Source organism: Saccharothrix algeriensis, assembly GCF_016907655.1.
In the GTDB taxonomy this organism is placed as follows: domain Bacteria; phylum Actinomycetota; class Actinomycetes; order Mycobacteriales; family Pseudonocardiaceae; genus Actinosynnema; species Actinosynnema algeriense.
The window spans coordinates 2,274,964-2,294,263 of record NZ_JAFBCL010000001.1; the positions used below are offsets into that span (position 1 = coordinate 2,274,964).

The window sequence follows — 19,300 nt, forward strand, 5'->3', positions numbered from 1 at the left end:
TCCCCGCACGGCCTGCCGAAGGCAATCGCATTTGCCGGGGGGTGTCAAGCGAAGAGCGTGCTTGACACCCCCCGGCAAATGCGATCGGGCTGCGCCCAGGCCGTACGGGGAGGAGAACACGAAGCGACCGGTGTGCGCATCGGGTGCGCTGCTCGTCCGTGCACTGCGGTCAAGGGCGCGGTCGGCTTTGAAAGCGCTAGACCGGCTGCCAGAGCGCGGGAACGTTGGGCGGTTCCCAACCCGCCATCGACGTGTGCGGTTGGCGGCACTTGTAGGTGACCCCGTTGTACGTCACCGTCGCCTGGGCCGGGTAGGCCACCCCGGGCGCCCAGCTGCCGGACGGCACGTCCGACGTCGTCGTGGTCGTCGTGGAGCTGGTCGTGGTGCCCCCGTTGTCCCACGGCACCTGTGGCGAGCGGTAGAAGTCGATGCCCTGGGCGGTCCAGCGCGGGCCCTGGGCGCCGAGGCGGACCTTGAACGCGTCCCAGTTGTGCGTGGACCAGGGGGACCAGCCGAGTTCCGCGATCACCGCCAGGCGCGGGAACGCCATGAAGTCGATGTGCGCCGGGGTCACGATCGTCTCCGTCCACAGTGGAGCCTCGACGCCGCGCACCGCCGACTCGGGCACCCCGCTCAGGTGCGTGCCGGGGTTCCAGTTGTAGGCGTCCTGCACCTCGATGAAACCGGCCCAGGACAGGCCCAGCGGCGTGCTCGCGTTGTACTTCATGTCCAGGTAAGCCTTGTTGGCCGGGGACATCAGCACCTTGGCGCCGCGGGCGGCGGCGGCCTGGACGACGGCGTTGGACGTGGTGGTGCCCCAGTACTGCGGGACGGCGGCGGTGTCCTTGGTGGTCTTGACGAACTCGTGCCAGCCCATCGGCTTCTTGCCGTACTTGGCGACCAGGGGCAGGACCTTGTCCATGAACGCCTGGTAGTCCCGGTCGGAGGTGGCGCTGGCCTCGTCGCCGCCGATGTGGAAGTACGGACCGGGGGTCAGCTCGGCGATCTCGCGGATCACGTCCTCGACGAACTTGTAGGTGATGTCCTTGGTGACGCACAGCGAGCTGTACCCGACGGCGATGTCGGTGCGCAGGCCGGGCGCGACGCCGTTGCAGTTCAGCTCGGCGTAGGAGGCGAGCGCGGCGTTGGTGTGGCCGGGCATGTCGACTTCCGGGATCACCGTGATGTGCCGGGACGCGGCGTGCGCGACGATCTCCCGGTACTGCGCCTTGGTGTAGTACCCGCCGGGCCCGCCGCCGACCTGCGTGCTGCCGCCGTGGGTGGCCAGCCGGGGCCAGCTGTCGATGGCGATGCGCCAGCCCTGGTCGTCGGTCAGGTGCAGGTGGAAGTAGTTCACCTTGTACAGCGCCAGCTGGTCGATGTACCGCTTGACCGCGGCGACCGGGTGGAAGTGCCGCGCCACGTCGAGCATCGCGCCCCGGTGCTGGAACCGGGGGTGGTCGGTGACGGTCGCGCCCGGCACGGTCCACGGCCCGGTCTGCGGGGTGGCGCTCTCCACCTTGGCCGGCAGCAGCTGCCGCAGCGTCTGGACGCCGGCGAACAGCCCGGCCGGGGTGTTGGCGCGCAGGGTGATCGCGGCGGTGGTGACGCCGAGCTGGTAGCCCTGGTCGCCGACCGCGGTCGGCGCGCCGTCGAGCAGCAGGGCGATCCCGTCGGCCGGCGTGCCGGTGGTCTCCTCGACCGGGAACGGGTAGCCGGTGGAGGGCCGCAGGACACCGGCGAGGTAGTCGGCGACCCCGCGGGCCGCCGGCGCGGTGTGGATCCTGGTGGTGGCGCCCAGGGTGTGCTCCGCACCGGGCACGGCCTGCACGGAGACCGGGGCCGGCACGACGCTGCGCAGCGGTTCGGCCGCCGTGGCCGTCATCGGGGCGGACCCGGCGGACCAGACGACGGACGCGCCGAGCAGCAGCACCAGGACGGCGAGCGCGCGCGCCACCCTTGCTTGGAGTTTCACCGTTGACCTCCTCGGGGGCAGGCGGCGGCCGGCTGGCGTCCAGCGTGCTGACCCGCGCAAGGTCATGTCAATGGGTCTAGACCAATCGGCCGCGCCGCCCCCGGCGCGGGCTCAGCCGCGGCGGGCCGGGATCCGGGTGGACGCGGTGCCCAGGCCGGTCGGGCCGCGCGGCGCCCGCGGCGCCGGCGCCGCACCGCGGTCGGGGAAGCGGCGCTCCAGCGCCTCCCGGTCGTAGCGGCGCGTCCTGCGCAGCCAGTTCAGGGTCCCGGCCGCCCAGTCCTGCAACCGGACCACGTGCCGGGTCACGGCGGCCCGCGCGGCGCGGTCCAGGTCCGGTTCCCCGAACAGCGCGGGCAGCTCCCGCCGCACGGCGTGGCCGAACTGCCGCAGCCGCTGGTTGGCCAGGTCCACCACCAGCGCGTGGGCCCGCTCGACGCCCACGTCCAGGAAGTCCTGCGCCACCAGCACCATGTTGTGCAGCTCGCCCTCGTACCGGACCTCCTTGCGGTAGGAGTACAGGTCGTTGGCCAGGGTGACGTGGTCGACCACCGAGTTCTCGACGTCGCGGATCGCGCGCGCCCGGCGGACCTCCGGCGGCAGCGCGTCGCCGCGCCCGAGCCCGAGCAGGGTCAGGGCGAGTTCGGCGCCGGAGGCCCGGCGGCGCTCCTCCAGGTAGTCCACCGGGTCGGGCACGCGGTGCTCGTGCCGGTTCTTCAGCTCCCACAGCCAGCCGTCCAGCAGCGCCCCCACCGCCGCGCGCAACCGCTCCCGGTCCGCCCGCGGCAGACCGGCCGCGGTGCGCTCCCACAAGTCGGCCAGGCCCCGCTCCAGCGGGCCGACCGGGCTGATCGGCGCGGCGCCCGCCACCGGCAGCAGCTGCCCGAGCCGCGCGGCGGCCAGCTTCGCCGCCGGCAGGTCGCCGGGGCGGCCGTACGCGACCGGGTAGTGGTCGTCGCCGTAGGCGCACCAGGTCGACCACAGGGTGGAGACCGCCAGCTCCTCCGGCGTGGCCCGCGGGTCCGCGCCGGCCGAGCGCAGCGCCAGGTCGTGGTCGCGCACCTTCCGCTCGGTCCAGACGCCCCCGTCCAGCATCCCCATCTCCCCGGCCCACCGGACGCCCTCCGCCCGCGCGTCCGCCGCGTGCGGGCTCACCGACAGCGGGTAGGGCATCTCCAGGGCGGGCTCGGGCAGCGGCGGCACCTCGGCGAACGGGACGTGCGCGAAGCGGCGCAGCCGTTGCGGGGCGGTGCCCAGCAGCGACCTCAGCGACCGCGTGCCCAGGCCCGTCGGCCCCGCGCCCGGGTCCGCGTCGAGCGCGCCCTCGTTCATGTAGCGGCCGGACCGCAGGTGCCACTCGTGGCCGCCGGACTGCCAGTCCTGCAGCCCCTTCACGTGCGCCAGGACCGCCAGCCGCCCCGCCGGGTCGACGCCGCGCTCGTCCAGCAGCGCCGGGACCTCCGTGGCGGCGGTGTGCTCGAACTGGTGCAGCCGGGAGGTGAGCAGGTCGTTGACCGCCTCGGCGGCCTCCTGCGCGGGCAGGTCGAGGAACTTCTCCAGCACCAGGACGCCGTTGCTCAGCTCGCCCTCGTCGAGCACCTCGCGCTCGTAGGAGAACAGGTCGTTGCGCAGGTGCACGGCGTCGGCGAAGGTGTCGCGCAGCACGGCCAGCGGACGGGTCGACGCGACGCTCGCGGGCACCTCCAGGCCCGTGACGTGCTCGACCAGGTTCGCGCTCCACGGCGCGCCGCCCACCTTGCGGCGCATCTCGACGTACTCGATCGGGTTGGCCAGCCGGCCGTCGTCGATGTTGCGCAGCTCCCACATCGATTCGTGCAGCAGGTGCTCGGTGTTCTCGGCGAAGCGCCGGCGCCAGTCCGCCGAGTGCGCGGGGACGGTGCGCTCCCAGAGGTCCCTGAGGCCCGTCTCGACCGGGTTGGCGGGCTCCTCGGTGATCGCGCCGTCGACCGGCATGAACAGCGGGAGGCGGTCCAGGTGGGCCTTGGCGCCCTCGAGGTCGCCGGGGTTGCGCTTGAACCGCTCGACGAAGTGGTCGTCGAAGTAGAAGACCCAGACGTACCAGTCGGTGACGAGGTCGAGGTCGTCGGCCGTGGCATCCGGGTGGGTGTACGCGCACAGCAGCGCGTAGTCGTGCGAGGCGAGGTCCTCGTCGCTCCAGATCACCGCGCCGTGCTGCGGGGCGTCGACGAAGCCCATCCGGCGGGCCCACTCCCGGCTGTGCGCCCGCGCCCGCTCCAGGTGGGGGTTCAACCGCGCCGGGTAGGGCGTGTAGAACTCGGGCAACCGGAACGGCTGCATCGGCCGGCACCTCCTGTCGGTGGTCACCGCGTGCACGCAACCAGCCGCACGGCGCTCCGGCCAAGACCCGCGACGCCTATTCCACACGTTCGGGCGAGGTCGTCCCCCCACCGTTCCAGCCGGCCCTGCTCGCGGTGTCCGCGCGACGCGGGGGCCACCGATCGCGGAGCACGCGCGGTGAGTGATCGACTACGCCGTTGAGTGCAGTAGATCACCACCGTACGGGTGAATCATTAGGTTAGGCTCACCTTCATGTTCAAGGACGATGGCGCCGTGCTCGCCGGTCGCGGCCTGGTGCTCGCGCACCACGACCGGACCGTGGTGCACGGCGTGTCGCTCGAACTGCGCCAGGGCACGGTGACCGCGCTGGTCGGCCCGAACGGGTCCGGCAAGTCGACCGTCCTGCGCTCCCTGGCCCGGCTGCACAAGCCGCGCGGCGGCGACGTCCGCCTCGGCGACCGGCAGGTCTGGGCCGGCTCCGCCCTGTCCGGCAAGGAGTTCGCCCGCAACGTCACGCTGCTCACCCAGCACCGGCCCACGCCCTCCGGGGTGTCGGTGCGCGACGTCGTCGCCTACGGCCGGTACCCCCACCGGTCCGGGTGGCGGGGCGTCGACACCGGCGGCGCCGCCGCCGTCGACCGCGCCATGGCCCTGACCGGCGTGGCGCCGATGGCCGAGCGCGGCGTCGACGAGCTGTCCGGCGGGGAGCTCCAGCGCGTGTGGCTGGCGTCCTGCCTGGCGCAGGAGACCTCCGTGCTCCTGCTCGACGAGCCCACCAACCACCTCGACCTGCGCTACCAGGTCGAGGTCCTCGACGTCGTCCGCGACCTCGCCGACGACCACGGCGTGGCGATCGGCGTGGTGCTGCACGACCTCGACCACGCCGCGATCGTCGCCGACCGGGTGGTGCTGCTGGGCGAGGGCCGCGTGATCGCCGACGGCGGCGTCGGCGAGGTGCTCACCACCGGCCACCTCACCGAGGCGTACGGCGTCACGGTGCACGTCGCCAACGACCCCGTCACCGGCGCGGTCCACTGCCGGCCGCTGGGCAGGCGCACACCCCGCCCCGTCTGAGACAACATCGGAGAACCATGCGCATCCCCGCCCTGATCGCGGTCGCCGCGATCGTGCTGACCGCCTGCGGCACCACGGAGGACAGCTCCGCACCGAGCGGCGCCGCCGCGCCGGGCGGCCCGGTGACGGTCACCGACTCGCGCGGCAAGGCCGTCGAGCTGGCGGCGCCCGCCACCCGCGTCGTCGCGCTGGAGTGGGCCGAGGCGGAGGTCGTCGCGTCGCTCGGCGTCATGCCGGTCGGCGTCGCCGACTCCGCGGGGTTCCGGACGTGGAACTCCGTCACGCCGCTGGACGACACCGTCAAGGACGTCGGCAAGCGCAACGAGCCCAGCGTGGACGCCATCGTCGCGCTGGACCCCGACGTGGTCGTCGTGGCCTCCGGGCGCGACTCCACCCTGGTTCCGCAGTTGGAGAAGTACGTGCCGGTCGTGGTGACCGAGTCCAGCGACGCCGGTCGCAACCTCGACCGGCTGCGGGACGACGTGCGGATGATCGCCAAGGCCGTCGGCAGGTCCGCCGAGGGTGACCGGCTGCTGTCCGCCATGGACGCCGAGCTGGCCGAGGGGCGCGAGGCGGTGCGGGCCGGGGGCGCGGCCGGCACCCCGTTCCTGATGGCCGACGGGTGGCTGGAGGGCAGCACCGTCAACATCCGGCCGTTCGGCAAGGGCTCGCTGGTCTCCGACGTGGCCGAGCAGGTGGGCCTGGTGAACGCCTGGACCGGGCAGGTCGACCCGCAGTGGGGCCTGGGGCAGACCGACGTCGAGGGCCTGACCGCGCTGACCGACCCGAGGACCGTGCTGTTCTACAGCGCGTCCGAGGAGGACGTGTTCACCACCGGCCTGGCGCAGAACCCGGTGTGGCAGCGGCTGCCGTTCGTGACGTCGAACCGGGTCCACAAGCTGGAGCGCGGCACCTGGACGTTCGGCGGGCCCCGGGCGGTCGGCCACGTCGCCGCCCAGCTCGTCGAGGCCGTCACCTCCTGACGTGCTCCGGACCGCCGCCGTGACGGCGGGGATCGCGGCGCTCGTCGCCGCGCTCTGCGCCGTCCACCTCACCCAGGGCACGTCCACCACCGGCGTGCTCGACGTCCTGCGGGCCGCGGTCGGGCAGGGCGACGCCGGGACGCTCGCCGTGCTGGCCGGCTCCCGGGTGCCGCGCCTGCTCACCGCGCTGCTGCTCGGCGTCGCGCTCGGCGTGGCGGGCGCGGGGATGCAGTCGGTGGCGCGCAACCCGCTGGCCGCGCCGGACACGCTGGCCGTCAACGCGGGCGCGCACCTGGCCGTCGTGGCGATCGCCGCGTTCGGCCTGAGCCTGCCCGCGCTGCCCGCGGGCGCCGCCGCGTTCGTCGGCGGGCTGGGCGCGGCGGCGGCGGTGCTGGCGCTGTCCGGCGGCGGGTCGACCGGCCCCCGGCTGGTGCTGGTCGGCTCGGCGGTCGCGCTGGCGCTGCAGTCGCTGACCATCCTGCTGCTGCTGGTGTACGAGCAGGAGACGACCGGGCTGTTCGCCTGGGGCAGCGGGTCGCTGACCGTCAGCGACCTGGACACCACCGCGCGGATGGCGCCCGTGGTGCTGGCCGGGACGGCGGCGCTGGTCGCGATGGGCCGGTCGCTGGACGTCCTGGCCCTCGGCGACGACAACGCGGCCGTGCTCGGCCTGCGGGTGCGGCGGACGCGGATCGGCGCGGTGCTGCTGACCGTGGCGCTCACGGCCGCGGCGGTGACGGTCGCCGGACCGGTCGGCTTCGTGGGGCTGTGCGCGCCGGTGATCACCCGCCTGCTGGTCCCGCTGGCGCCCCGGCTGGGCGGGCACCGCGTGCTGCTGCCGGTGTCCGGTCTGGTCGGCGTGCTGCTGGTGGTCGGCGCGGACGTGCTGCTGCGCGCGGTGATGGGCTCGGCGGGGGCGCTGCGCGTGCCGACCGGCGTCACGACCACCGTCCTGGGCGCGGTCGTGCTGATCTGGCTGGCGCGGCGGGGCCGCCCCGCGGGCGGGCGGTCGGGCAGGCAGGCGCCGGCGGGCCGGGTCGGCGTGGCCGGGTCGCGCCGCCGGCTGGTGGCCGCGGGCGCGGCGCTGGCCGCCCTGCTGGCCGCCGCGCCGGTGGTCGGGCTGCTGCTCGGCGACCGGCTGGTGCTGCTGGGCGACCTGGCCAACTGGGTCGCCGGGCGCAGCGGCACCGCGCTGACCTTCGTGCTGGACCAGCGGCTGCCGCGGGTGCTGGCGGCGCTGGGCGCGGGCGCGGCGCTGGCCGTGTCGGGCTGCGGCATCCAGTCGGTGAGCCGCAACCCGCTGGCCGAACCCGGCCTGCTCGGCATCACCGCCGGCGCCGGGGTCGGCGCCATCGCGCTGATCACCGTCGTGCCGGCGGCCGGGGCCTGGTCGGTCGCGGGCGCGGCGGGCGTCGGCGCGCTGGTGGCCTTCGCGCTGGTCTACGGCCTGGCGTGGCGGTCGGGCCTGGAGCCGGACCGGCTGGTGGTCATCGGCATCGCCCTGTGGTCGGGCGGCACGGCGCTGATCACCCTGCTGATCGTCACCTCCGACCCGTGGAACAGCGCGAAGGCGCTGACCTGGCTGTCCGGCTCGACCTACGGGCGGACCCTTGAGCAGGTGCTGCCGGTCGGGCTGTCCCTGGCGCTGCTGGCGCCGCTGCTGTGGGCGCGGCACCGGGACCTGGACGTGCACGGCCTGGACGACGACACCCCGCGCGTGCTGGGGATGCGCGTGGAGCGGTCGCGGCTGGCGATCCTGGGCGCGTCCGGGGCGCTGGCGGCCACGGCGGTGTCGGCGATCGGCGTGGTGGCGTTCGTCGGGCTCGTCGCGCCGCACCTGGCGCGGTCGCTGGTCGGCGGGCGCAACGCGCGCGTGCTGCCCGTGGCGGCGGCCATCGGCGCGATCCTGGTCAGCGCGGCGGACACGCTGGGGCGCACCGTGATCGCGCCCGCGCAGGTGCCGGCCGGGCTGGTGATCGCGCTGGTCGGGACGCCGTACTTCGTGCTGGTGCTGTGGCGCACCAGGCAGGCGCGCTGAGCCGCCGCGGGAGCGGCCGGCGCGGTCCGGAGAGGGGACGGACCGCGCCGGCTACACCCGGATCCCCTCGACGTCGTGCGCGACCACCAGCCGGGTCTCGGTGATGTGGAAGCCCATCTCGTGGTTGACCCGGATCATGTGCTCGTTGTCGCTGTCGGTCGCCGTCGAGACGCGGGTCAGGCCCGGTTCCTCGGCGAGCAGCCACCGCGCCATCTCCCCCTTGAGCCACAACCCGATCCGCCGCCCGCGGTGCGCGGCGAGCACGGCCGTGTCGCCCTGCAGGTACTCGTCGCGCCGGCGGGGCGGGCGGACCACCTCGGTCAGCCCGACCACCGCGTCGCCGCACAGGGCCGCCACCACCCGCTGGGTGATGCCCTTGGCCCGGTTCTCCCGCTCGGCCTCCCGGACCCGCTGCGGCGTCCAGTCCGGCGACCGGAACTCCGACCGCCCGGACGGCGCGTCGTGGATCGCGCAGCGCGCCCGCGCGTAGGACGCGAGCAGCTCCCGGGGGGCCGCGTCGGTCCACCGCTCCAGCCGGTAGCCGGCGGGCGGCTGGACCACCCACCGCGAGCGGTCCGCGCCGGCGAGGTCCAGCGCCATCCGCGTGACCGACCGCACCGTGCGGAACCCCAGGGTCCTGGCCCAGCGGTCACCCGGGCCGCCCGCCTCCACGAGCCAGCCCTCGACCACCCGCCGGCCGCGGGTGCGCAGCTCGGGCAGCAGCGCGCGCACCGCGGCCGTGCCGATGCCCCGCCGCCGGTGGTCGGGGTGCACCACCACCTCGGCCAGCGCGAGGTGGCGGTTCTCGTCCTCCGGGAACCGCAGGTAGACCAGCCCCACGACGCCGTCGCCGGCGCGCACCAGCCGGTACCCGGCCGCGCCGAGGCCGGGGAACGGGTTGCGCATCCGCGCGACCAGGCTGTCGTAGTCCACCGCGCCGTCTTCCGGGTCGGCGTGCGTCCGCCAGATCCGGGCGTACTCGGCCAGGTCGGCGCGCTCCGCGCGGTGCGGGTCCAGCTCCACCAGTTCCAGGTTCACCCGTTGCCCCCCATCCGATCGCCGACTCCTCGACGGCCCGTGGCACGCGCACCGCCCGGCGCCCCAGCACGTGGTTCACGCGGGCGTTGTCCGCGCCGGGGTGTCCGGCAACCCGGGGACGAACGACCTGATGTCCGCGTGCTCCCCCTGTGGATGCCCCGTGGCCGTACTTCCATTGTCACCACAAGGGGAAGCACGATTCAGCCTGTGGGAAGGCCGCCCGCCGGCAGTGGCGAGCGGCCTCCCCGCGGGCCGGCGGCCGGCTGCGCGACGTCAGAGGTCGTAGCTGCCCAGGAAGGAGTCGACGGCGGCGGTGGCCTGCTCGAAGCCGTAGTTGCGGAACGCGTAGCCCTTGGCCACGAAGGGCGCACCGGCGTAGAACATCTCGTACTGGTGGTGCCGACCGGCGAACTCGCTGCCGATCGCGTCCCACACCAGCTTGAACAGCTTCACCCGGTCCTCCGCGGGCACACCCGGGCTGTGCACGTACCGATCCACGTCCGGCCGCGTCTCCGGGCTGACCATGTCCGCCACGCTGGACGGGACCTGCAGGACGCCGCCGCCCACCAGGTCGCGCAGGATCGCCAGCACCCTCGGGTACAACTCCGCCTGCAACCCCATCACCCCGTACAACGCCCGCGCGCCCGGCCGCCACATGCCCTGCTCGTCGGCCGAGGCCGTGTGCTCGGCCGCCAGCACCGCCGATTCCACCAGCGAGACCAAGGACGCCAGTTCACCCAGTTTCTCGACCACGCCGGGGAACTTGTCGACGCCGTTGACCGCCGCGACCTTGCGCGCCAGCCCCGCCAGGAACCGCAGCTTCACCGAGAACCGGATCTGCGCCTGCCAGTTGCCCAGCACATGCGCACCCGTGTCGAAGAACTGCCTGCGCAAACCCCCCACATCACGGAAGACGAACACCCGCTCCCACGGCACGAACACATCATCGAAAACCAACAACGCGTCCGTCTCGTCGAACCGCGACGACAACGGATAGTCATAGACGCTGCTCGCCGCCGGCGCGTACGGCCGACGACACAACAACTTCACCCCCTCCGCACCCACCGGCACCGCGAAACTCACCGCGAAATCCGCGTCGTCCGGACCGAGGGGTTTGATGCAGGACACCAGGATCTCGTCGGCCACCGCCCCGCCGGTCGCCAGCATCTGCGCACCGCGCACCACGATGCCGTCCGAGCGCTCTGCCACCACTCCGACCTGCACGAACTCCCCCTCCCACGCGCTCGCCGTCGACGCCCGGGACACCTGCGGCGGGATGATCGCGTAGGAGACGTAGAGGTTCTCCGCCTGCACCCGTTCGCGGTAGGCGACGACGTTGGCCGCAAGATCACCGCTGAACGCCTCTGGGTGCGCGGCGAACGCGGCGACGAACGCACCCACATGATCAGGACTGCGCCCGACCCAACCGTGCGTGTGCTCCGCCCACACCGTCGCCGCAACCCGGAACGCCGCCAGATCCTCCCGACTGCGCGGCGTGGTGAACAGGCGGTTGACCGTGCGGTCGCCGTCGGTGGTCGTCATGACCGGGGATGCGGCGGCGAGGTCGAACAGCTCCGCCACGGTCCGCGCGATCGGGGCGAACGCCGGGTGGTGCGCGATGTCGTCCACGGCGGCGCCGTCGACGTACACCCGCCGGCCGTCCTTCAACGAGGCCAGGTACTCCGCTCCGGTGCGCATCACGTGCTCCTCTGCTTGATCTCGTAGGCGTGGGACAACAGCGGGCCGCCGGGCACTTCCAGGTGCACCCGCCAGTAGCCGCCGTAGCTGAACTCCCCCGCCAGCAGCGGCAAGGTGCCGCAGAACAGCACCAGGTCGCCTTCGACGGGGCCGAGCACCGCCGCCATCCGGTCCAGGAGGTCGACCGGGTGGCGCAGGGTCGAGACCGGGCCGCGCTGGTACTGCCAGCCGTCCACGCTGGACTCGGCGAGCAGGCCGGCCCAGTCCGCGGTCGCGAGGTCGACCTCCACCACGCGCGCGCCCAGCGGCTTGGGGCACGCGGCCTTGGCCGCGGCGATGTCCGCGCGCTCCAGGTCCCGGTCGGTGTGGTCGGAGCCGACGCCCAGGAAGTGCCGCCCGCCCGACCTGATCACCACCGGCTCGACCTCGCCGGAGGTCGCCGGCCCGCCGACCGCCACGACGGCGTCGGTGGTCAGCAGCGCCGGGTCGAGGTCGTAGAACGCGGGCACGCTCGGCGGTCGCGGCACGCCGATCGCGGCCAGCTCCTCGATGTGCGCCTCCACCGAGGCGACGTCCCGCGCGGTGTACCCGGCGACGACCAGCCGCGCCGGGGTCAGCGCCAGCTCCTCCCCGGAGCCCGCCACGTGCAGCACCACCGTCATGACCGCCCCCAGCGCCGGTCGGCCAGCACGGGGAACCCGGCGCGCACCCGCGGCACGACGGCCGGGTCGACCTCGCACACCGTCACGCCCTCGTCGGCGCCCGCCTCGGCCAGCACGGTCCCCCACGGGTCGACCACCCGGCTGCACCCGGCCAGCTCGACGCCCTCCTGCACGCCCACCGCGTTGCACGCGACCAGCAGCACCTGCTGCTCCACCGCCCGGCACGAGGTGAACAGCCGCCAGTGCTCGCGCCGGGCGGCCGGCCACGCCGCCGGGACGACGACGGTCTGCGCGCCCCGGTCCACCAGCTCCCGCCACAGCTCGGGGAAGCGCAGGTCGTAGCACGTGGTCGCGCCGAGCGGCCCGAACGCGGTGTCGGCCACGTCGAGCGCGTCGCCCGGCGTCAGCAGCTCGGCCTCCCGCGAGGCGTGCCCGAAGACGTGCACCTTGCGGTAGGTGTGCGCGATCCGGCCGTCCGGCGCGACCAGCACGGCGGTGTTGAACAGCCGGCCGCGCCCGTCGCGCTCGACGACGCTGCCCAGGTGGACGTGCGCGCCCAGCTCGGCGGCCCACCGCCGCGCCGCGCCGACGGTCGGCCCCGCCAGCGGCTCGGACCGCCGCGCGTAGTCGTCGAACGCGAAGTAGCCCGCCGCCCACAGCTCGGGCAGCACCACCAGGTCCGCGCCGCGCGCGCCGGCGACCAGCCGGCCGACGCGCGCGCGGCGGTCGTCGGGTGCTTCCCCCGGTGGGCTGGCCACCTGGACCAGTGCGATCTTCATGCCGTTCCCCGCTCAGGTAGACGATTGGTAGACCAGTTGCATACAAGTGGTGGGCAGACTGCGGCCCCGGTGGAGAGCCCGGTGCGCCGGTGGGCGCGGTCAGGCCCCGCCCTGCGGCGCCCACGACAGCACGTCCAGCGCCCCGTTCGGCGCGTAGCCGCCGAGCCCCGCGACGCCCTTGGCGAACACGTAGTTCTGGACCGCCACGACCGGCAGGAACCACGCCTCGTCGACCACCACGCGGCTGAACTCCCGCGCGGCCGGCTCCTGCTCGGTCTCCGCCGCGGTGGCCAGCGCCGCGAACGCCCGCTCGACGTCCGGGTCCGCGCTCTGGAACGGGTTCAGCGGCGAGGCCGCGCCGGTGATGTTGAACAGCGCGCTGGCGAACAGCGGCGTGGTGAGCCGGAACGTGGTGGCGGAGAACCGGCGCGAGGACAGGTCGGCGACGTACCGGTTCAGGTCGTTGCCGTCGGTCTGGACGCGCACGTCCACCCCGACCTTCGCCAACTGCGCGGCCACGGCCTGGGACGCGGTGTTCATCCCGAACGTCAGCAGGTCCACCAGCTCGAACGACAGCCCGTCGGCGTACCCGGCTTCGGCCAGCAGCCGCCGCGCCCGGTCCGGGTCGTGGGCGTAGGTCGCCTCCAGCGCCGGGTCGTGGCCGTCGGTCCCGGCGGCGGCGATCTGGCCGACGGCGCTGTGCCCGGGGCCCAGCGCCGCGGCGATCGCCGAGCGGTCCACGGCGTGGTTGAGCGCCTGGCGCACCCGCACGTCGCCCAGCGCGGGCGTGGTCTGCCCGGCCCGGTCGACCAGGTACAGGGCCAGCACGCCGGGGTTGCCCTCCAGCACCGACGCCCCGCTGCGCCGCGCCTGGTCCGCGAGCGTCGCCGTGGCGTTGAGGTTCACGTCGACCTGACCGCTCGCCAGGGCCTGCATCGCCGAGTTCGGGTCGGGGATCACGCGCACCACGACCTTCTCGAACCGCTGCGCCTCGGGCCGGTAGTAGTGGGCGTTGCGCACGAACGTGTAGTGGTCGCCCGCGACCGTGGCCGACGGGTCGAGCGCGTAGGCGCCCGCGCCGAACGTCCGGGAGGTCAGCTGGTCGGGCTGGGCCAGCCCCGCCGGGCTGATCACGTCGCCCCAGTTCACCAGCTGGCTGAACACGTAGGGCAGGATCGGGTTCGGCTTGGTCAGCTCGACCCGGACGATCGGGCCGTCGCTGCTCACCTCGCTGATCCCGGTCAGGAACGGGGCCATCGGGCCGGGGCTGACCAGGTAGTGCTTCAGCGTCGCGACCACCGCCGCCGGGTCGACCGCGGTGCCGTCGGCGAACTTCACGCCCGACCGGATGGTCATCTCGAACCGCGTGTTGCCGGGACCGGCGTACTTCCAGTCCGAGGCGATGGCCGCGCTGAACGTGCCGTCGGAGTTGGCCCGGATCAGCGGCTCGTAGCTCAGCCAGTGCACGATCCCCTGCCCGCCCGCGCCGTTCCGGGCGGGGTCCAGGCTCTCCGGCGGCGCGGGCAGCGCGATGACCAGCGTGTCGTCGGCGGCGCCCGCCGAGGGGTTTCCGGCGCACCCGGCGGCCAGCAGGGCGCAGGCCGCCAGCAGGGCGGGGAGTCTTCTCATCGGAGGGGGTCCTCTCTCGGGGCGGGGGCACGGCGTTCGGCGCGGCGGCGGGCCTGCGCCACGGGGTCGGGCACCGGCGCGGCGGCCAGCAGTTCCCGGGTGTAGGGGTGGCGCGGGCGCTCGCAGACGTCGTCCACCCGGCCCGACTCCACGACCTCGCCCCGGCGCAGCACCACCACGCGGTCCGCGACGTGCCGCACCACGGCCAGGTCGTGGGTGATGAACAGGTAGGACAGCCCGCGCTCGGCGCGCAGGTCGGCCAGCAGGTTGAGCACGTGCGCCTGCACCGACAGGTCCAGCGCGCTGACCGCCTCGTCGCAGATCAGCAGGCGCGGGTCGGGCACCAGGGCGCGGGCGATGGCGATGCGCTGGAGCTGGCCGCCGGAGAACTGGCCGGGGTAGCGGCGCGCGGCGTCGGGGTCGACGCCCACCCGGTCCAGCATCGCGGCGACCCGCTCGCGCGCCTCGTCGCGGCGCGTGCCGCGCGGCAGCGCCTCCGCCACGGCCTGCCCGATGGTGCGCCTCGGGTTGAACGACAGGTACGGGTTCTGGAACACCACCTGGACGACGCCGCTGAGCGCGCGGCGCTCCTTCGGGCGCAGCTCGGTGATCTCCCGGCCGGCCAGCCGGATCGCGCCGCCGGCGACCGGCACCAGGCCGAGCACGGCCTTGCCCAGCGTCGTCTTGCCCGAGCCGGACTCGCCGACCAGGCCGACCGTCGTGCCGGGCGGGACCGACAGCGACACGCCGGACAGCGCGACCGCCGGGCCGTAGCGGACCTCCAGGTCCGCGATGTCGAGCAGGGGCTTCATCGCCCGGCTCCCGTCGTCGTGCCGCTCCTGGGGTGGACGCAGCGGTAGCTGCCGTGCAGCGGCTCGTCCGTGACGGGCACCGGCCGCGCGCAGTCGGCGGTCGCGAACGCGCAGCGCGGGGCGAACCGGCAGCCGTGCGGCCAGTGGCCGGGCGCGGGCACCGAACCGGGCAGCACGGGCAGCCGCGCGCCGGGCTCCGCCGCGTTCGGGTCGGCGGCCAGCAGCGCCGCCGTGTACGGGTGGCGCGGCTCGGCGAACACCCGCCGCACGTCGGTCCGCTCCACGACCTGCCCGGCGTACATGACCACGGCCGCGTCGCAGGTGTCGGCGACGACGCCCCAGTCGTGGGTGACCAGCACCAGCGCCATGCCGGTGCGCTCGCGCAGCTCCCGCAGCAGGTCGAGGATCCCGGCCTGCACGGTCACGTCCAGCGCGGTCGTCGGCTCGTCGGCGACCAGCACGGCCGGCTCGCCGGCCAGGGCGCGCGCGATCGCCACCCGCTGCGCCATCCCGCCGGACAGCTCGTGCGGGTACTTGGCCTGCACCTCGGCCGGGTCGGGCAGGCGCACGTCCTCCAGCAGCTCCACCACCCGGCGGCGCACCTCCGCGCCGGTCGCGCCCCGGTGGTGGTGGCGGACCGCCTCCCGGAGCTGGTCGCCCACCGTGAACAGCGGGTCCAGGCTCGCGACCGGGTCCTGCGCGAGGTAGCCGATGCCGCCGCCGCGCACGCCCGCCATGCCGCGCTCGTCCAGCGCCAGCAGGTCGCGGCCGGCGAAGCGCACCTCGGCCGCCTCCACCACCGCGCCGGGCGGCAGCAGCCGCAGCACGGCGGACACCGTCATCGTCTTGCCGCAGCCCGACTCCCCGACCAGGCCCAGCGCCGTGCCGGGGTGCAGGTCGAAGCCCACGTCGTCGACCACGGTCGTGCCGTCCGCCAGCCGCACCGACAGCCCGCGCACCGACAGCACCGCCGCGCCGTCGGCCGGCGCGCCGGCCCGCCGGACGACCCGCGTCCGCATCCGCTGCCAGGACAGCGGCTCGCGGCTGGTGCGGTCGTCCGCGGCGTCCCGCAGGACGTCGCCGAGCACCGCGCAGGCGATGGCCGTCAGCGCCACCACGCCGCCGCTGGGCACCAGCAGCCACGGCTGCCGGTAGATCGCCTGGGACGCCTCGGCGATCAGGCCGCCCCAGCTCGGCTCGGGCGGCTGCACGCCCAGCCCGAGGAAGCCCAGGGACGCCTCCACGAGCAGCGCCGAGCCCGCGACCAGGGCGACCAGCGAGATGACCGGGCCGACGACCGACGGCAGCACGTGGCGGCTCAGGACGAGCGGCGTGGTCAGGCCCGCGACCCGCGCGGCGGCGACGAACGGCTCGTCGCGCACCGCGGCGGTGGACGCGCGCACCACCCGGGCCAGCCCGGCGGCCGACAGCACGCCGAGGGTGATCATCGCGGCGGACTCGTCGTGCGGGCGGATCGCCAGCACCACCAGCAGGATCACCACGGTGGGCATGGCCAGCGCCAGGTCGCTCACCCGCAGCACGACCCGGTCGAGCAGACCGCGCCGGTAGCCCGCGAGCACGCCCGCCGCGCAGCCCAGCACCAGGTAGGCGACCAGCGCCTGGCCCACGACCAGCAGGCTGACCTGCCCGCCGTGCAGCACGCGGCTGAGGACGTCGCGGCCGAGCTGGTCGGTGCCCAGCCAGTGCGCCCACGTCGGTCCGCTGTAGACCGACGCCAGGTCCTGCTCCTGCGGGTCGTAGGGGGCCAGGAGGTCCGCACCGGCGCAGGCCAGGACGACCAGGCCCAGCCACCCCAGGCACAGCGCGCCCAGCGGCCGGCGCACGGCCGCGCGCCACGCGCTCACCGCGCCACCACCCGCGGGTCCAGCCAGCCGGTGACCAGGTCGACCAGCAGGTTCACCACGACGACCAGGACCGTGAAGCACAGCACGACCCCCTGCAGCACCGGCAGGTCGTGCTGCGCGGCGGCGGTGACGGCGAGCTGCCCGAGGCCGGGCAGCGCGAACAGCTGCTCCACCACGACCGACCCGCCGAGCAGGCCGATCAGCACCACGCCGAACACCGAGACCACCGGCAGCGCCGCGTTCCTGGCCACGTGCCGGCCGATGATCCGCCGCGCCGGCAGCCCGTTGGCGCGCAGCGCCCGGATGAAGGGCCTGCCCAGCACCTCCACCACCGCGCCCCGCACCTGCTTGGCGATCACCGCGACCCCGCCCGCCGCCAGGCACACCACCGGCAGCGCCAGCGCCAGCGCCCACCCGCCCGGCGACTGCGCCACCGGCACGTACCCGGTGACCGGGAACCACGCCAGCTCCACCGCGAACACCAGCACCAGCACCAGTCCCAGCCACGGCGTCGGCACGCTCATCGCGACCACCGACAGGCCGTCCAGCAGCCGGCCGGGCACACCGCCGCGCAGCGCGCCGGACAGCCCCAGCGCGACGCCGACCACCGCGATCACCAGGGCGGACAGCACCAGCAGGGACAGGCTCACCGCCAGCCGCGAGTCGACGATCGCCGACACCGGCTCGCCGGTGAACAGCGAGCGGCCCAGGTCGCCGCGCACCGCGCCGGCCAGCCACGCCCCGTACTGCTCGGGCAGCGACCGGTCCAGGCCGAGCTGCGACCGGACCTGCGCGTAGGCGGCCGGGTCGGTGTTGGTGCCCAGCACCACCCGCGCGGCGTCGCCGGGCGTCAGCCAGGCCAGCAGGAAGGTCAGGGCGGACAGCACGACCAGCAGCGGGACCGACCACAGCAGCCGGCCGCCGACCAGGCGCAGCATCACCGGCTCCCGGGCAGCAGCACGACGGTGCCGGGCAGGAGCGCGGCGGTGGCGGGCGACCCGGACTCGTCGGCCGCGGTCACCGTGACGCCCAGCCGCAGCGCGTCGCCGGGCTCCAGCCGCAGGTGCACCGGGTAGACCTCCACGTCGAGCACCACCGGCTCGCCCTGCGGCAGCTTCTCCGCGCGGTCGTGCGGGTGCCACGGCTCGGCGGTCCCGCTGCGCGCCGCGTCCACGGCGCGGTGCGAGGCGCGCAGCCGGCCCTCGGTGACCTGCTGGACCTCGCCGCCCGCGCGCACCACCGAGAGGCGGGCGTGCAGGTCGACGTCGTCGCAGCCCTCGACGGACAGCACGGCCGACAGGCCGACGTGGCCCAGCAGCGCGGTGGACCGGGTGACCGGCAGGTCGAACGCGGCGGACTCGCCCCACAGCCGCATCCCCGACTCGGTGGCCAGGTCCACCAGGGGGTGCACCGCGGTGGGCGGGGCGGGCGGCGTGCTGAGCAGGCTCGCGGCCACCGCCACCGGGGTCGGCTCGGCCACCGGCTCCCAGCGCGCCCAGTCCGGTTCGGGCCAGCCGCCGCGCGTGGTCCACTCGTCGGTCCCGAACACCGACAGGCGGGCGTTGGCCCCCGGCGCGGTCGGGTCCTCGCCCCGGTCGCGCAGCCAGAAGTCCAGCCAGGCGACGAGTTCGCCGCGCAGCTCGGGGCCGAGGAACGGCTCGTGGCTCCAGTTGCCCACCAGCAGCCGCTTCGGGCCCGCCGCCCGACGGAACCCGCGCACGGTGCCGCGCAGGAAGTAGTCCTGCCACCCGCCGATGAACAGGGCGGGCACGTCCAGCCGGTCGAGGTCCACGCGGTGGAACAGGTCCGTGTCGAACGGCTCGTCCACCAGCTCGGAGTAGAAGTGCCGCAGCCCTTCGCGGCGCGTGTCCTCGCGCTGGGCGTTGAGGAAGGTCCGGGCGCCCCAGGCGGTGTGCGAGGGGATGCCGCCGCGCTTCCACATGTCCCGGTAGGTGTCGGTCGGCGCGATCCACGGCGCGATGCAGCGCAGGCCGCGCGGTCGCCGGACGGCCGCCAGCAGCTGGTTGACGCCGCAGTACGACCCGCCGACCATGGCCGTGCGGCCGTCGCAGAAGTCCTGGTCCGCCAACCACTCCAGCAGCTCGGCGGTGTCGAGGGACTCGCGTTCGGAGAGCACTCCGCGGTACGGCCCGGTCGAGCCGCCGAACCCGCGCACGTCGGCCACGACCACGTCGTAGCCCGCGTCCAGCACGGCCGCCACGAGGTCGGCGTTCTGCGCGGCCTCCTTGCGGTACGGGGTGACGGTGACGACGACCGGCGACGGCGCGGAGCCGCCCGGGTAGCGCAGCGCGGCCAGCACCGCGCCGTCGCTCATCGGCACGTGCAGCCGCTGCGGCGGCGGCAGGGTGGGGTTTTCGGGCATGGCTGGGAGACCTCGCTTCGAGGAGGTGGTGGGGGTTCGGGGGTGTTC

At 74.9% G+C, this 19,300-nt stretch carries 14 protein-coding genes; 3 read left to right on the forward strand and 11 right to left on the reverse strand.

What is annotated here, in order from left to right; all coding sequences use genetic code 11:
- Positions 1 to 196 precede the first annotated feature (196 nt).
- Positions 197 to 1,975 (reverse strand): family 20 glycosylhydrolase, encoded by a 1,779-nt coding sequence (locus JOE68_RS10155; protein WP_346039139.1) that lies wholly within the window; start codon positions 1,973 to 1,975, stop codon positions 197 to 199.
- A gap of 111 nt (positions 1,976 to 2,086) precedes the next feature.
- Positions 2,087 to 4,291, reverse strand: coding sequence for a terpene synthase family protein (locus tag JOE68_RS10160; RefSeq protein WP_204842060.1), 2,205 nt, complete (start codon positions 4,289 to 4,291; stop codon positions 2,087 to 2,089).
- Positions 4,292 to 4,543: 252 nt separating this feature from the next.
- On the opposite strand from JOE68_RS10160, the gene JOE68_RS10165 reads away from it, so the two are divergent.
- The 3 genes from JOE68_RS10165 to JOE68_RS10175 are packed head-to-tail and all read left to right on the forward strand — an operon-like array spanning position 4,544 to position 8,386.
- Positions 4,544 to 5,365: an ABC transporter ATP-binding protein gene (locus JOE68_RS10165; RefSeq protein WP_204842061.1), complete on the forward strand. Its 822-nt coding sequence runs from the start codon at positions 4,544 to 4,546 to the stop codon at positions 5,363 to 5,365.
- Positions 5,366 to 5,382: 17 nt separating this feature from the next.
- A complete protein-coding gene (locus JOE68_RS10170; protein ID WP_204842062.1) occupies positions 5,383 to 6,348 on the forward strand; it encodes an ABC transporter substrate-binding protein in 966 nt (321 codons plus the stop codon).
- Between the two features lies 1 nt (position 6,349).
- On the forward strand, positions 6,350 to 8,386 hold the full coding sequence (locus JOE68_RS10175) for an iron ABC transporter permease (protein WP_204842063.1): 2,037 nt from the start codon (positions 6,350 to 6,352) through the stop codon (positions 8,384 to 8,386).
- A gap of 51 nt (positions 8,387 to 8,437) precedes the next feature.
- On the opposite strand, the gene JOE68_RS10180 is transcribed toward JOE68_RS10175, so the two are convergent.
- From JOE68_RS10180 to JOE68_RS10220, 9 genes are all read right to left on the reverse strand, one after another.
- Positions 8,438 to 9,424 (reverse strand): GNAT family N-acetyltransferase, encoded by a 987-nt coding sequence (locus tag JOE68_RS10180; protein ID WP_204842064.1) that lies wholly within the window; start codon positions 9,422 to 9,424, stop codon positions 8,438 to 8,440.
- A 273-nt stretch (positions 9,425 to 9,697) separates the two neighbouring features.
- Positions 9,698 to 11,122, reverse strand: a complete 1,425-nt coding sequence (locus tag JOE68_RS10185; RefSeq protein WP_204842065.1) for a 4-hydroxyphenylacetate 3-hydroxylase family protein — start codon at positions 11,120 to 11,122, stop codon at positions 9,698 to 9,700.
- Positions 11,122 to 11,784 carry a DUF2848 family protein gene (locus tag JOE68_RS10190; protein ID WP_204842066.1) on the reverse strand — a complete coding sequence of 221 codons (663 nt, stop codon included), beginning with the start codon at positions 11,782 to 11,784 and terminating at the stop codon, positions 11,122 to 11,124. The genes JOE68_RS10185 and JOE68_RS10190 overlap by 1 nt, the downstream gene beginning before the upstream one ends.
- On the reverse strand, positions 11,781 to 12,563 hold the full coding sequence (locus JOE68_RS10195) for a carbon-nitrogen family hydrolase (RefSeq protein WP_204842067.1): 783 nt from the start codon (positions 12,561 to 12,563) through the stop codon (positions 11,781 to 11,783). The genes JOE68_RS10190 and JOE68_RS10195 overlap by 4 nt, the downstream gene beginning before the upstream one ends.
- Before the next feature lie 99 nt (positions 12,564 to 12,662).
- Complete coding sequence (locus JOE68_RS10200) at positions 12,663 to 14,192, reverse strand: ABC transporter substrate-binding protein (RefSeq protein WP_204842068.1); 1,530 nt, start codon at positions 14,190 to 14,192, stop codon at positions 12,663 to 12,665.
- A complete protein-coding gene (locus tag JOE68_RS10205) occupies positions 14,189 to 15,004 on the reverse strand; it encodes an ABC transporter ATP-binding protein (protein WP_204842069.1) in 816 nt (271 codons plus the stop codon). The genes JOE68_RS10200 and JOE68_RS10205 overlap by 4 nt, the downstream gene beginning before the upstream one ends.
- Positions 15,001 to 16,869, reverse strand: a complete 1,869-nt coding sequence (locus tag JOE68_RS10210; RefSeq protein WP_307819614.1) for a dipeptide/oligopeptide/nickel ABC transporter permease/ATP-binding protein — start codon at positions 16,867 to 16,869, stop codon at positions 15,001 to 15,003. The genes JOE68_RS10205 and JOE68_RS10210 overlap by 4 nt, the downstream gene beginning before the upstream one ends.
- Positions 16,866 to 17,807 carry an ABC transporter permease gene (locus JOE68_RS10215; RefSeq protein WP_204842071.1) on the reverse strand — a complete coding sequence of 314 codons (942 nt, stop codon included), beginning with the start codon at positions 17,805 to 17,807 and terminating at the stop codon, positions 16,866 to 16,868. The genes JOE68_RS10210 and JOE68_RS10215 overlap by 4 nt, the downstream gene beginning before the upstream one ends.
- Complete coding sequence (locus JOE68_RS10220; protein WP_204842072.1) at positions 17,807 to 19,252, reverse strand: CocE/NonD family hydrolase; 1,446 nt, start codon at positions 19,250 to 19,252, stop codon at positions 17,807 to 17,809. Before JOE68_RS10220 ends, JOE68_RS10215 begins: the two co-directional genes overlap by 1 nt.
- Positions 19,253 to 19,300 lie beyond the last annotated feature (48 nt).